At 66.6% G+C, this 12,784-nt stretch carries 13 protein-coding genes; 10 read left to right on the top strand and 3 right to left on the bottom strand.

Annotated features, from left to right (window positions below):
* The first annotated feature begins 41 nt into the window (after window positions 1–41).
* The 10 genes from ACFWPX_RS03600 to ACFWPX_RS03555 all read left to right on the top strand — a co-directional run bounded on the left by ACFWPX_RS03600 (window position 42) and on the right by ACFWPX_RS03555 (window position 7,451).
* Window positions 42–1,217, top strand: a complete 1,176-nt coding sequence (locus ACFWPX_RS03600) for a lipid-transfer protein (protein WP_378925667.1) — start codon at window positions 42–44, stop codon at window positions 1,215–1,217.
* Window positions 1,217–1,675: a MaoC family dehydratase N-terminal domain-containing protein gene (locus ACFWPX_RS03595; protein WP_378925665.1), complete on the top strand. Its 459-nt coding sequence runs from the start codon at window positions 1,217–1,219 to the stop codon at window positions 1,673–1,675. Before ACFWPX_RS03600 ends, ACFWPX_RS03595 begins: the two co-directional genes overlap by 1 nt.
* Entirely contained in the window at window positions 1,672–2,079 is a 408-nt protein-coding gene (locus ACFWPX_RS03590) for a MaoC/PaaZ C-terminal domain-containing protein (protein ID WP_378925663.1), read from the top strand. The genes ACFWPX_RS03595 and ACFWPX_RS03590 overlap by 4 nt, the downstream gene beginning before the upstream one ends.
* A 13-nt stretch (window positions 2,080–2,092) precedes the next feature.
* Window positions 2,093–2,923, top strand: coding sequence for an SDR family NAD(P)-dependent oxidoreductase (locus ACFWPX_RS03585; RefSeq protein WP_378925660.1), 831 nt, complete (start codon window positions 2,093–2,095; stop codon window positions 2,921–2,923).
* Window positions 2,924–2,937: 14 nt separating this feature from the next.
* Window positions 2,938–4,083 (top strand): acyl-CoA dehydrogenase family protein, encoded by a 1,146-nt coding sequence (locus ACFWPX_RS03580; RefSeq protein WP_378925657.1) that lies wholly within the window; start codon window positions 2,938–2,940, stop codon window positions 4,081–4,083.
* Window positions 4,084–4,100: 17 nt separating this feature from the next.
* Window positions 4,101–5,246 carry a TetR/AcrR family transcriptional regulator gene (locus tag ACFWPX_RS03575; RefSeq protein ID WP_378925655.1) on the top strand — a complete coding sequence of 382 codons (1,146 nt, stop codon included), beginning with the start codon at window positions 4,101–4,103 and terminating at the stop codon, window positions 5,244–5,246.
* Between the two features lie 205 nt (window positions 5,247–5,451).
* Window positions 5,452–5,910, top strand: a complete 459-nt coding sequence (locus ACFWPX_RS03570; protein ID WP_378925653.1) for a hypothetical protein — start codon at window positions 5,452–5,454, stop codon at window positions 5,908–5,910.
* Window positions 5,911–5,939: 29 nt separating this feature from the next.
* Entirely contained in the window at window positions 5,940–6,719 is a 780-nt protein-coding gene (locus ACFWPX_RS03565; RefSeq protein WP_378926128.1) for a TetR/AcrR family transcriptional regulator, read from the top strand.
* A gap of 76 nt (window positions 6,720–6,795) precedes the next feature.
* Window positions 6,796–7,224 (top strand): hypothetical protein, encoded by a 429-nt coding sequence (locus ACFWPX_RS03560; RefSeq protein WP_378925652.1) that lies wholly within the window; start codon window positions 6,796–6,798, stop codon window positions 7,222–7,224.
* Complete coding sequence (locus tag ACFWPX_RS03555) at window positions 7,224–7,451, top strand: hypothetical protein (RefSeq protein ID WP_378925650.1); 228 nt, start codon at window positions 7,224–7,226, stop codon at window positions 7,449–7,451. Before ACFWPX_RS03560 ends, ACFWPX_RS03555 begins: the two co-directional genes overlap by 1 nt.
* Window positions 7,452–7,484: 33 nt before the next feature.
* Here ACFWPX_RS03555 and ACFWPX_RS03550 read toward each other — a convergent pair whose 3' ends face one another.
* The 3 genes from ACFWPX_RS03550 to ACFWPX_RS03540 form a co-directional block, all read right to left on the bottom strand.
* Complete coding sequence (locus tag ACFWPX_RS03550) at window positions 7,485–10,721, bottom strand: protein kinase (protein ID WP_378925647.1); 3,237 nt, start codon at window positions 10,719–10,721, stop codon at window positions 7,485–7,487.
* A 222-nt stretch (window positions 10,722–10,943) separates the two neighbouring features.
* Entirely contained in the window at window positions 10,944–11,993 is a 1,050-nt protein-coding gene (locus tag ACFWPX_RS03545; protein WP_378925645.1) for a helix-turn-helix domain-containing protein, read from the bottom strand.
* The gene (locus tag ACFWPX_RS03540) at window positions 11,978–12,661 is read right to left on the bottom strand and encodes a TetR family transcriptional regulator (RefSeq protein WP_378925643.1); all 684 of its coding nucleotides are present in this window, start codon (window positions 12,659–12,661) and stop codon (window positions 11,978–11,980) included. Before ACFWPX_RS03540 ends, ACFWPX_RS03545 begins: the two co-directional genes overlap by 16 nt.
* Window positions 12,662–12,784 lie beyond the last annotated feature (123 nt).

The following is a 12,784-nucleotide window of genomic DNA, read 5'->3' as shown; positions in this document are numbered from 1 at the left end:
CATGAAGTGAATATTGATTCGTCTAGATGGGTGGTGGTGTGATGCAACGGGTGCAGGTCGCCGGAGTCGGGATGGTGCCGTTCTCGACGCCGAGTAAGAGCGAGCCTTACGACGTCCTGGCAGCGGGTGCGGTCCGCAACGCGCTGCGCGACGCCGGAATCGGCATCGAACAGGTACAACAGGCCTACGCGGGATATGTCTACGGCGACTCGACCAGTGGCCAGCGCGCGCTCTACAGCGTGGGTATGACCGGTATCCCGGTGGTGAATGTCAACAACAACTGTTCGACCGGATCGTCGGCGTTGTGGCTGGCGCGCCAGGCCGTCGCCAGTGGCGCCGCCGACTGCGTGCTCGCCTTCGGTTTCGAGCAGATGGAACGTGGCGCCCTCGCCATGAAGTGGCCAGACCGGCCGAGTCCGTTCGTCGACTTCATGGCGGTGGCCCACCAGCACAACGGCGAGAGTGACGCACCGTTCGCCGCGCAGCTGTTCGGCGGAGCGGGCGCCGCGTACGCCGAGAAGTACGGCACCGATCCGGCGACCTTCGCGATGATCTCGGTCAAGGCGCGCACGCACGCGAAGAACAATCCGTTCGCGGTGTTCCGGGACGAGGTCACCGTCGCGCAGGTGCTCGAATCACCGCAGATCTTCGGGCCGCTGACCCGGTTGCAGTGCTGCCCGCCCACCTGTGGCGCGGCCGCCGCGATCATCACCAGCGAAGACTTCGCGCGCCGCCACGGTCTGCGGACCGACGTCGCCATCACCGCGCAGGCGATGACGACCGATACCCCCGACACCTTCGACGATCTGCCCAAGCTCGTCGGCTACGACATGACCCGGCGCGCGGCCGACCAGGTCTACGAGGCCGCCGGTGTCGACCCCGCCGACATCCGGGTGGTCGAACTGCACGACTGCTTCACCGCCAACGAACTACTCAGCTACGAAGCGCTGCGCTTGACCCCCGAGGGCACCGCGGAGAAGTTCATCCGCGACGGCGACAACACCTACGGCGGCCGTGTGGTCACCAACCCGTCGGGCGGACTGCTGTCGAAGGGACATCCGCTCGGCGCGACCGGGCTCGCCCAATGCGCCGAGCTCACTTGGCAATTGCGCGGTCAGGCCGAAGCCAGGCAGGTCGACGGCGTGACGGTGGCGCTGCAGCACAACATCGGCCTCGGTGGCGCCGCCGTGGTCACCCTCTACGAGAAGGTCGGCTGATGAGCGTCGACATCGAACGCGCGCTCGCGCTCACCTTGCCCACCTTTACCGTCGACGTCGAGCGCGGCCGGTTGCGCCTGTTCGCGCGAGTCATCGGCGAGACCGACCCGCTCTACACCGATGTCGAGGCCGCGCGGGCGGCGGGTCACCCGGATCTCCCGGTCCCGCCGACGTTCTTCTTCAGCCTGATCCTCGAAGCACCCTCGCCTTTCGGCTATCTCGACGAGCTGGACATCGACCTGCGCCGGATCCTGCACGGTGAGCAGGCCTTCGAGTACGTCGCCATGGCCTACGCGGGCGACACGGTCGAGATCAGCGAGCGCGTCGTGGACGTGACCGTCAAACGCGGAGGGGCCCTTGAGTTCGTGACCAAGGAAACCGAATTCCGCCGTGGCACCGATCTTCTCGCCAAGGCCACCAATGTGGCCGTCGTCCGCAATCCGGAGGTGACCACGTGAGCACCGCGCTCCTGACCGTCGGTGCCGAGCTGGCACCCCTGGCTCTGCCGCCCATCTCCCGCGCGACGCTGGCGTTGTTCGCCGGCGCCAGCGGTGACCACAACCCGATCCACATCGATCTCGACAACGCGCAATCCGCCGGCTTCGACGACGTCTTCGCCCAGGGCATGCTCTCCATGGCCTACCTCGGCCGCCTGCTGACCGGTTGGGTGCCCCAGCACGACATCCGGTCCTTCGCCGTGCGCTTCACCGCGATCACCCCGATCCACGGGCAGCCGACCTGCACCGCGACGGTCACCGCCGTCGAGGACGGACTCGCCACCCTCGCCCTCGCCGTCACTCTCGCTGACGGCACCTCCACCCTGCTCGGCACCGCGGTCGTCGCCGTGCCGAGCGAGAACTGAGCAGGAGCACATCATGGGAACACTCGACGGCAAGGTAGCCATCGTCACCGGATCCGGTCGCGGCATCGGGCGTGAGATCGCGCTGAAGTTCGCCGCGGACGGCGCGTCGGTGGTCGTCAACGACCTCGACAAGGACCCGGCCGAGCAGACCGTCGCCGACATCCGCGCCGCGGGCGGCACGGCGGTCGCGTGCGCGGGCAGCGTCACCGACGACGACTTCGCCGACCGGTTCGTGCAGACCGCGGTCGACGAGTTCGGTGGTATCGACATCGTCGTCAACAACGCGGGCTACACCTGGGACACCGTCATCCAGAAGATGACCGACGAACAATGGGACGCCATCATCGACGTCCATCTCAAGGCGCCGTTCCGTATCCTGCGCGCGGCCCAGCCGGTCATCTCGGCCGAGGTCAAGCGGGCCAAGGCCGCCGGCGAAGCCGTGCCGTGCCGCAAGGTCGTCAACATCTCCTCGATCGCCGGGCTCGGCGGCAATGCGGGCCAAGCCAACTACGCCGCGGCCAAGGCGGGCATCACCGGGCTGACCAAGACCCTCGCCAAGGAGTGGGGCAGACTCAATGTCACCGTCAACACGGTCGCCTTCGGCCTGATCACCACGCGGCTCACCGAAGCGCCCGCGGACGGCAGCGCCACCATCGACGTGGGCGGCCGCGAGCTCGCCGTCGGCGTGAACCCGACCCTGCTCGACGCGATGGCGGCGCAGATTCCACTTGGCCGCGCCGGCACCCCGGCCGAGGCGGCGGGCGCCGTCTATCTGCTGTGCCGTCCCGAATCCGATTACATCAGCGCCCAGACACTGGTCTGCGGCGGCGGTTACACCATCTGAGAGGGGATTCCACGATGGACCGGGAGATCTTCGAACCCGAGCACGATGCCTACCGCGACAGCGTGCGGCAGTTCCTGGCCAAGCACGTCGTGCCCGGCTACCAGGAGTGGGAACAGGCGGGCATCGTCCCGCGCTCGCTGTTCACCGACGTCGCCGACCTCGGCGCGTTCATGGCGGTGCCCGAGCAGTTCGGCGGCGCGGGGGTGAACGACTTCCGGTTCAACGCGATTCTGACCGAGGAGGCCGCCGCGGCCGATGTCGCTCCCGCGATGCTCGGCCCGGCGCTGCAAGCCGATATCTGCATGCCCTATCTGCTCGAACTGACGAACGACGAGCAGAAGGCGCGCTGGCTGCCCGGCGTCGCGACCGGCGAGACGATCGTCGCCATCGCCATGACCGAGCCGGGGACCGGTTCCGACCTCGCGGGTATCCGCACCAAAGCGGTCCGCGAGGGCGAGCACTACGTGCTCAACGGCGCGAAGACCTTCATCACCAACGGCGTCAACGCCGATCTGGTGATCACCGCGGTGCGCACCGGCGAGCACCCGCACCGCGGCATCAGCCTGATCGTCGTCGAACGCGAGATCGAGGGGTTCACGCGTGGGCGCAATCTCGAGAAGGTCGGCATGCACGCCCAGGACACCGCGGAGTTGTCCTTCAGCGACGCGCGGGTTCCGGTGGCCAACCTGCTCGGCGAGGAAGGCACGGGGTTCTTCGGGCTCAGCAACAACCTGCCCCAGGAACGGCTGTCGATCGCGGTCGCGGCTATGGCCGGTTCGACCACCGCGTTGCGCGAGACGATGGACTATGTGCGGGAACGCCGGGCCTTCGGGCGCACGATCGGCGATTTCCAGGCGACCCGGTTCCGGCTCGCGGATCTGGTCACCGAGGTCGAGGTCACCCAGACCTACGTCGACCGTGGTATCACCGCACTGAACGCCGGTCGATTGAGCGCCGTCGACGCGGCCAAGGCCAAGCTGTGGGCGACCGAACTACAGAGCCGGGTCATCGACGCCTGCGTTCAGTTGCACGGTGGCTACGGGTACATGCTGGAATACCCGATCGCCCGGGCCTATCTGGACTCGCGGATCGCCCGCATCTACGGCGGCACCAGCGAGATCATGAAGGAGATCATCGGCCGATCGTTGCGGTTGGGCTGAGCGGTAGCATCCCCGTGGTGTCCTCACCGCCCGCCGCCGCGCGTCGCAAACGCCCGGCCAACCGTCGCGAACTGATCGTCGACGCGGCGGCTTTGCTGTTCGCCGACAGCGGTTTCGAGAACATCGCGATGAGCGATGTCGCGGCCGCTGTCGGCGTCGGGCCCTCCGCGCTCTACCGGCATTTCACCGGCAAGGACGACCTGCTGCGGGCCGCCATCGAGCAGACGCTCGACCGGTTCGCCACCACGCTCGACGGCCCCGACGTCCTGGGTGCCGTCGCCGATTTCACGGTCGGGCGGCGCTGCGCGCCGCTGCTGTGGGTGCGCGAGGCACGCCACCTTCCCCGCCCACAGCGCGTGGATCTCGCCGCCCGTCTCGACCAGTTGTACGAGGCGTTCGCGGTGGTGGCGACCGGTGACGCCCCCGGCCTCGGCGCCCGATTGCGCGCGAGAACGGCGTTGGCGGTACTGCTCAGCCCCGCCTTCCACAGCACCAAGCTGCCCGCCGACGAATTCCGGGTGACCCTCGTCGGCATCGCCGAGGCGGTGCTGAGCGTCGAACTGGAAGTGCTTGCGCCACCACCGGTTCCAGCGCCGACAGGCCTGTCGCGCGGGAGTAAGCGCGAACAGATCCTACGCGCGGCGCTGGGCATCTTCGCCGATCAGACCTACGCGAGCACCGGGATGGAGGAGATCGGCGAGGCCGTGGGCCTGTCCACCTCGAGCGTCTACAACCACTTCAGCAGCAAGCTGGAGATACTCGAAGTCGCGCTGCATCGAGCCAACGGCTACCTCCAGGTCACCTTGGACGACACACTGCTGGCCGCATCCGACGAAGCCGCCGCACTGCGCACGCTCGTCGCGGTCTACGCCGAGTTCACCCTGCGCCACCCGACCCTGGTCGACATCCTGGTCACCGAAGTCCGCAGCCTCGGCGCGCAGGCGGAACCGCTGGTGCAAGCACAGCGCGACTATGTCAGCGAATGGGTCAGGCTGTGCCGTGCGGCACGACCCACCCTCACCCGGGAACAAGCCCTGGTCACCGTACAAGCGACCCTGATGGCGATGAACGACATCGCCAGGGACGACTCGTTTTCCGACGTTCGTCAGCTGAGCGTCCCGCTGGCTACGATTGCCGTTGCCGCCCTCGGCCTTTCCGGGTAGGCGGTGCGGCCACCGCGGTGGGTGTCGGGAGCGACGGCTGCCGCTGTAGCGAGCGGGCTACCCCGCCAGATGGCGGGATGTGCGGGGATACATTCAGGTCGTATGGCGGTTTTCTGGGCCGAAGCGGACAGCTTGACTGGTAACTATGACTCAGGACACATTTCTTGTTGACACGCATACCCGACGCAAGTCCGACACTCTCCTGATGGTCAGTGTCGGTGCGATCTGGCTCGCGCTGCTCGGTCCGGCATGGACCTACGTACCGGCCTCCCCTGCTACTCCGGCCATGACGCTGAATTTCGCGGATCTGGCTGTGCTGAATGCGAACAATCCGAGTGGGCTGCAAGCTGCCTTCTATCACTGGGTTGCCTGGGCCTTCGCGGCAAGCACGACCGTGGTCGTGCTCGTCGCGGTCCGAGCGGGCAATCGGGTCGGCGGGCTGCTGTGTGCGGTGACCGGCACCGTTCAGCTGGTACTCACCCTGTTCGTCATGGCCGAAGCGGCACCTGATCTATCCGCTCTGGTCGCAGGTCTCCCGTACGCGCGACTGGGTACGGTCCTGTTCCTCGGCTCCATGGCGGCGCTCGGTTACGCCGGCCTCCGGAGACTGCCGACACCCGATGCGCAGCCACAAGGTGGAGTTCCTCGACCGGCCGCTGCTTAGTTCCGGGCGCGGAGGGCTGTGTGAACGCCATGGACCCCGCCGCCACGGCAATCGACGGGGCCGCGCCCCGTCGATTGCGTGCCGACGCGGTGCGCAATCAGCGGCTGATTCTCGCGGCGGCGCGCACCTTGTTCGCGACCTGTGGGCTCGGAGTCACTCTCGACGATGTCGCCGAGCAGGCGGGTGTCGGAGTCGGCACCGTGTATCGCCGATTCGCGAACAAGCAGCAACTGATCGATGAGGTGTTCGAACAGCACATCGAGATGGTGGTGGAGCAGGCCGAACTCGCCCTGACGAACCCTGATCCTTGGGACGGGCTGGTGCAGTTCTTCGAATTCACTTGCCGCACTGTCGCATTCGATCGAGGGCTCGGCGAGGTGCTGGTCGGAAGCGACGCCGGACTGGCACGGGTCGCGTCCGTGCGGGATCGCCTGAATCCAGTGGTCGGTCGTATCATCGACCAGGCCCGCGGTGCCGGCGTGTTGCGGCCCGACGTGGAGCCGAACGATTTCTTCGCGGTCATCCGCATGGTGCAGGCGATCGCCGATTTCTCCTGGTCGGTCAGTACCGAAGTGTGGCGCCGCTATTTCGTGCTGGTCCTCGACGGATTGCGCGGCGATGGCCCGCCGCGGGCGCCGTTGCCGGTCCCGCCGCTCAGCGATGAAGAGATCGAGATCGCCAGACAGGCCTGCGCGAGCCGCCGACGAAGGGGTGCGCCGGAATTTCGCGGCGCCGAGGCTGTCCTCGCCCCTGCCGCCGAAACGCCGCTGCGCGCCCGGTCGGGACAAGACAGGTACTCGTCTACGTAGTTTTACCGTCGCCGATTGCCTGATCCGGAAGCAGTCTGTGAGGGGACAGATCACACACCTACCGCTCGGGGACATCATGGAATCACAGCAGCGACAGCGAAGTCGCTCCGGCGCGATGCACGGCGCGCGTCGGGTGTACTCGGCGAAGCCACCGCGAACGCCGGGCGAGGAAACGAACTCCTCCACCACCGTCGATGACGGCGCGGTGTGGGTCCGCTCCACACAGCGGCAACTGGAACTTCTCGCGTCACGTCATTCGATCGATCCGGACATGAGGACGATCATCGAATTCGCCATCAGCTGGGCGCCCTTCGGCGGTGCGAGTCCAGGCGACCTGCTCGTGAACTTCGGTGTCGACCGGGGGCGATTCATGGCGTTGGTGCAAGAAGGGCTGCGCACCCGACGAGCAGACCGCCAACAGCAGCGCCTGCTCAAGCGACAGCTGGCGGTCGCGTTGACATCGGCGTGGCGCGATGTGGGCGGCTCGATCGGAGAAATACGTTGATGACCCTCGCCGAGCAGTCTCGGTTCCCGATCCAGATCGATGTGCACGTGCGAATCTGGCTGGACCGAACGGCCTTCGACTACCGGGCAACATTGGCCGCGGCGATCAACTTGATTCATGATTGCCGCCGAAAGCATTGGTGCACGGTCGAATTGATTCTGTCCACGATCGGGCGATCCCTGCCCGAGAATCGTCTGCCGAACGAGCGATTGTTCCTGGGCCCGTAGCCGCCCGGCACAGTAGCCGTGGCCCGGGCAGGCTCAGAAATCCGGCTGGTCGGCGGCCCACGCGGCGATCTGCGAGCGCGAGGTGAATTCGAGTTTGGTGAGGATATGGTCCACGTGCCCCTCCGCCGTGCGCTGTGATATCACCAGGTGGGCGGCGATATCTTTGTTGGACATACCGCGGGCGACGAGCTCGGTGACCTGGCGCTCACGTTTGGTCAGGGTCCCGCCGGGACCACGGGTGCGGGTGGCGGCTGCGGATTGTTCGCCGAGTGCGAAGGCCACCGCGGAATCGAAGGTCATCGCGGCGCCTTCCTGGCGGCTCGCCTCGAAGACTCGCTCGCCGAGGGCCTCCCGGCTGTCGTGCGCACAGTCCTCGCGGTGAACGAGCAGGGCCGGAAACACGTAGGCCGAGCTGTGGGTGACACTCACCATCGAATCGGCGACGCCCATCAACACCGCCGCGCGCCGATGATCGTGTTTCTCGGATTCGACCCACGCCAGTGCCTCGGTGCAGGCCGCGGCGACGAGCGGATCTGCCACCAGCCGAGCCAACCGGATGCCTTCTTCCAGCAAATGCGCGGCGTGCGCCGACTCGCCCCGGCGCCACACGACATACCCCGCTGCCCACGATGCCCATGAGCGGAGCATCGTTTCGCCGGCCGACTCGGTGATCGCCAGCACCTGCTCGAAACAGACGAGGGCTCGGGCGGTGTCACCGAGCAATGCGCGAGACAACCCGAGCGAGATCAGTGCGTCCAGTTGCAGGCTGCGCTCGCCGCCTGCTTCGTACACTTCGATGGCGTCGGCCATGAGCTTGTCGACGTGGTCCAGGTCGGCGTCGTTCGCCAGGAGAACAGTTGTCCCCTCGGCATGTGAGAGCAGCGCCGCCACCACCGGATCGGTCGATCGGTCGGCCAACAGCGCGAGTTGCTTCAGGTTGTCGGTGGCATCGGCCAGGTCCGCTTGCAACGAGGCCATTGCCACGGCGGCGTGAAATGCCCTGGCTCGATCGATGGTCTGGGATCCGGTGGTATGGGTCAGCGCACGAGCGGACCAGTGGCGGCCCTCGTTGGGGCGTCCCCGCATGATCCAGAACAGGCACAGTGCGGTAGTCATCCGCACCGCCGCTTCGTTCGACTCGGACAGCGCGAACTCCAGAGCCTTCCGGAGATTCGGCAGCTCACGTTCCAGTCGGGCAACCCACTGCAACTGGTGTGGACCGATCCATTCCGCCTGTGCTTGCAGGGTTAGTCGAAGGCACCAATCCCGGTGTCGCCGAGCGGAATCCACATACGCGCCGCCTTCCTCGGCCTGTTGTCTACCGTATTCCTGCACGGTCTCGAGCATCCGGAAGCGGACCGTTCGGTCGATCTCGTCGCGGATCAGGATCGACTTGTCGACCAATGCGGACAGGGAGTCGAGCAATTCGGATCGCGTCAGTTCGCCGGCGCAAACCTCCTCGGCGGCGTCGAGCTCGAAACCGCCCGCGAAGACGGACAACAGCGTCCACAAGCGTTGCTCGTCCGGTGTGCACAGGTCGTAGCTCCAGTCGACGCACCACCGCAGGGTCTGCTGCCGCATCGGGGCGCCACGACGCCCGCGAGTCAGCAGACCGTAACGGTCGTCGAGGCGAACCAGAATCTGCTCCGGCGACATCGTGCGGAGCCGGGCAGCGGCAAGCTCGATCGCCAGTGGGAGCCCGTCGAGCCGAGCGCAGATACGCGCCACGCAGGCCCTGTTCTCGTCGGTGACATCGAATCCCGGCACGACTGTCGAGCCACGTTCGGCGAACAAGGCCACGGCGTCTTCGCGGGCTGCTCGAGGAGCGGGCTTGCCGGCCGGATCGGGAATTGTCAGCGGGGGCACGACGAATACCGATTCGCCGCCGATGTTCAACGCCTCACGGCTGGTCGCCACGATGCGGATCTGCGGACACGCCCGCAACAGTGTTTCTACCAGTGCGGTGACAGCGTCGATCACCTGTTCGCAGTTGTCCAGCACCACCAGCCGGTCGCGTGTGGACAGGTATTCGACCAGCACCGCGAGCGTCGATCCGGCCCCCCGGGTTCGAAGGCCGAGACCGGTGGCGACGACGTCGACCAGCAGGGCCGGATCCCGCAGATCGCCCAGCTCGACGAACCATCCGCCGTCGGTGAAATCTCCTGTCGCCTTGTGGGCGACGCGCAGCGCGAGCCGCGACTTGCCGACGCCACCGATTCCGGTCAGTGTCACGAGACGGGACCCAGCCAGCAGGTTCCTGACCTCGGTCACCTGGCTGCGACGGCCGACGAAGCTGGACAGCTCGAGCGGGAGATTCCCGACGCCGCTTTCTGCCGCGCTCGATGATGCCGGCGGTAGCGATTCGGCGCCGGGCCGGGTTCGGACAGGAAGCCGGTCGACCGGGAAACCGTGCCGGACCTGGACCTGCCGGAGTTGGTCGCCGAAGTGCGCGGCAGTGGGACGCTCGGCCGGGCTCTGTGACATCGCGGCCTCGAGTACCGTGCATACGTCATCGGGCATGCCGCTGACACGCAGGTCAGGGATCGGCTGTTCGGCTATCCGCAGAAACTGGGCGATCATCTGTTCGCCGCTACGGCGCTCGAAGACCGCGTGTCCGGTCAGCGCGCAGAACAATGTCGCGGCCAGACCGTAGACATCCGAGGCCGGGCTGGGATCGTCGCCACGGAGCACTTCGGGCGCGGTGAACGCCGGCGAACCGGTGACAGTACCGGTCGCGGTTTCGAACCCGCCGGTGATGTGGGCGATGCCGAAGTCGGTCAGCGCCGGTTCATCGAAGTCGGTGAGCAGGATGTTGTCCGGCTTGATATCGCGATGCAGGATGCCGGTTCGATGTGCTGTTTCGAGCGCCCCCGCGATCTTCACCCCGAGGTGCAGAACGTCGGGCAGCGGCAGGGGACCGTCGCATCGAATGCGCGCGTGGAGGGAACCACGCGAGTGGTACGGCATCACCAGGTACGGGTGACCGGTGCCGGTGGCGCCGACTTCCAGCATGTCGACGATGTTCGGGTGTCCGGTCAAACGTCCCATCGCTTGCTCCTCACGAAAGAATCGCTCCCGATTCTCGTCGAGTTCTCCGATCAGTACCTTCACTGCCACCGTGCGTTCCACGCCGACCTGCCGGCACCGATATACCTTTCCGAACCCTCCGCGCCCGATCTCCTCTGCGCCCGCGAAACCGGCAGTGCTCAGTTCCGCGATGACATCGTCGCCGGCATCACGCTGGGTCTCGCACGGGTCGTCTTCGGCCATCGCAACTCGCGATCTACCAGTGAGGCCGGTCGGAATATCTCCGACGGCGCTCCTCGCGGACCGTGAATATCGGCGAAGCTGTGCTTTTGCCGTAGGGCGGTTGCACCGTCGCTGAGCCGAACCAGATTGTGTCGTGGGTCATAGGAGCCTCCTTCGGCTTCTCAGTGAACTCACCTGGTGAGGGTCGCTGTAGCCGCCGACAGACGGCTGTCGGCGGCCGAATTACCGACAAATGGCGGTGGTGGGCACAATTTTGTGCCGTTGTTCCGCAGCCATCGCGATGCGCCAGAGGGTGAGGGTCGTGCTCGCGCGGGCGTACCCCTCGCTGCTGAGTGGGGTGTATCCGAGCTGGCGCTCGAGCCAATCGATCCGCTGGCGCATGGTCGAGTGGTGCAGATTGTGCAGGCGAGCGGCTTCGCGAATACTGCTGTGGCTCAGCACAGCCTCCAGCGTCGGCACCACCCATGGTCGCTGGGCCTGCAGCTCGACCACCTGGCGGACATCGGGTGCGCGCGCGGCGGTGTCGGCATCGATGCTCTCGACGATGGTGGCGATGCTGCCGAGTTGGTCATATCGCACGTGGGTGGGTTTGCCGGTGGTGAGGTCGACGGCGATGCGCAGCGCGGTGCGGGCGTGCTGGACCCCGAGATGAACCTCGGTGCTCGCGCACGTGTGGATTCCGGCGGCGATGTCGAGCGGAATCGTGCTCTGTGCCACCGGAGCGGGGAAGAGGCGGATCTGGTGCTCATCGATGAGGAGCCCGGCGGGCATCCGCCGCGCATCCGCCGGATGGGTGGCCACCACTGTGATGGTCGATCCGAGGCCGAGCCGACGCAGTGCGCTGTCCCGGTCTGCGGGGGTGACGCCCGGATCACAGGCAGTGCGTGCCGCGGCCGTGATGGGGGAGGAGTCGCGGGTCTTCTTGACCGCGTGCAGGCTTCGGGCGAATCGTTCCAGGATCAGCGGGTCCAGGGGCCAGGCCGGACCCTCGCGGTCCAGCCAGACCGTGATCTCCTCGAATCGCTGGGTCTGACGCGATGCTGTCCCGGTGCCGAGCTCGGTTATGGTCCGCCCGGCCGCGTCGACGCCGACCCGAAGGCCGCGTTCCGGATCATCGAGCCCGATCGGGGAATCGGCCAGCACCGCGGCTGCCCGCAGCATGGCCATCGCTGAGGACCGTTGGTCCACCAGCGAGTCGAAATGCTCGATCACCCGTAGGGCTTCTGCTGCGCCGCCGTCGATCGTCGCGAGCTTGACTATCCACTCCCGCATGAAAAATCTCCTCGATCCTCATACACCGACGATGGGTCCACGCCATCGGTGCCAGGGCTTGCTGATGACGCGGCGGCCGCGGGAAACAAGCCCGCGACGGCGGCGACGATCGCGGCGCGGCGCGCCTCGCCGGAAGTGTTGCGAACTTGTCCCTGGGCCAAGTCGACGAGGTCTGGCTGCCAGGCCCAAGCCAGCGAGATCTGAGTGACGAGAACCATGATGTCGATCGGGTCCCATGCCGGATTCAGCTGCTCGGTCTCCTGCGCCTGTCTCAACAGATCGACAGTTCGACGCACCGTCTGTCGCACGGACTCCTCGAAGGGGTCGTCCATGACGTCGGCCCGGGTGATGTCCAGCCGTCCCCACTGCAGCAGCCTCAGATGATCGGGATGGGCGGTGAAGTAGTCGTGCACCCGCCCCGCGTAGCTGGGTAGGTCGGTCGCGTCTATGCGGGTGGCTTCGGTCATCGTCGCAAGTTCCCGCTCGGCGACGATCCGGTAGAGCTGTTGCTTGCTGTGAAAGTGCGCGTACAGGCGTTCCTTGCTCGTTTTCGCCCTGCGCGCGATCCGCTCGATGCGACCACCCGCGACCCCGTACTGCGCGAACTCGTCCGTTGCCGCAGTGAGAATGCGGTCGCGTGTGGTATCGGCATCTGTGGCGGTAGTCACTCCGTCAGTGTACCAAACCAAACCGTTTGGTGTGGCAAGAATGATGTACCGGATCGGGCGAGATCGCTGGGCGAGGCAGGGGGCCACGGCTGGATCGCAGAGCTCTCAGGTTCACCACTCGCT

Source organism: Nocardia sp. NPDC058518 (assembly GCF_042719655.1).
GTDB lineage: Bacteria > Actinomycetota > Actinomycetes > Mycobacteriales > Mycobacteriaceae > Nocardia.
This window is presented reverse-complemented; position numbering and strand designations above follow the sequence as displayed.

What these genes read in the sequence shown, in the direction of transcription:
- ACFWPX_RS03595 (WP_378925665.1), top strand. Translation starts at nt 1,217, where the DNA reads ATGAGCGTCGACATCGAACGCGCGCTCGCGCTCACCTTGCCCACCTTT.
- ACFWPX_RS03585 (WP_378925660.1), top strand. Translation starts at nt 2,093, where the DNA reads ATGGGAACACTCGACGGCAAGGTAGCCATCGTCACCGGATCCGGTCGC.
- ACFWPX_RS03570 (WP_378925653.1), top strand. Translation starts at nt 5,452, where the DNA reads ATGGTCAGTGTCGGTGCGATCTGGCTCGCGCTGCTCGGTCCGGCATGG.
- ACFWPX_RS03555 (WP_378925650.1), top strand. Translation starts at nt 7,224, where the DNA reads ATGACCCTCGCCGAGCAGTCTCGGTTCCCGATCCAGATCGATGTGCAC.
- ACFWPX_RS03545 (WP_378925645.1), bottom strand. Translation starts at nt 11,993, where the DNA reads ATGCGGGAGTGGATAGTCAAGCTCGCGACGATCGACGGCGGCGCAGCA.
- ACFWPX_RS03565 (WP_378926128.1), top strand. Translation starts at nt 5,940, where the DNA reads ATGGACCCCGCCGCCACGGCAATCGACGGGGCCGCGCCCCGTCGATTG.
- ACFWPX_RS03550 (WP_378925647.1), bottom strand. Translation starts at nt 10,721, where the DNA reads ATGGCCGAAGACGACCCGTGCGAGACCCAGCGTGATGCCGGCGACGAT.
- ACFWPX_RS03600 (WP_378925667.1), top strand. Translation starts at nt 42, where the DNA reads ATGCAACGGGTGCAGGTCGCCGGAGTCGGGATGGTGCCGTTCTCGACG.
- ACFWPX_RS03580 (WP_378925657.1), top strand. Translation starts at nt 2,938, where the DNA reads ATGGACCGGGAGATCTTCGAACCCGAGCACGATGCCTACCGCGACAGC.
- ACFWPX_RS03560 (WP_378925652.1), top strand. Translation starts at nt 6,796, where the DNA reads ATGGAATCACAGCAGCGACAGCGAAGTCGCTCCGGCGCGATGCACGGC.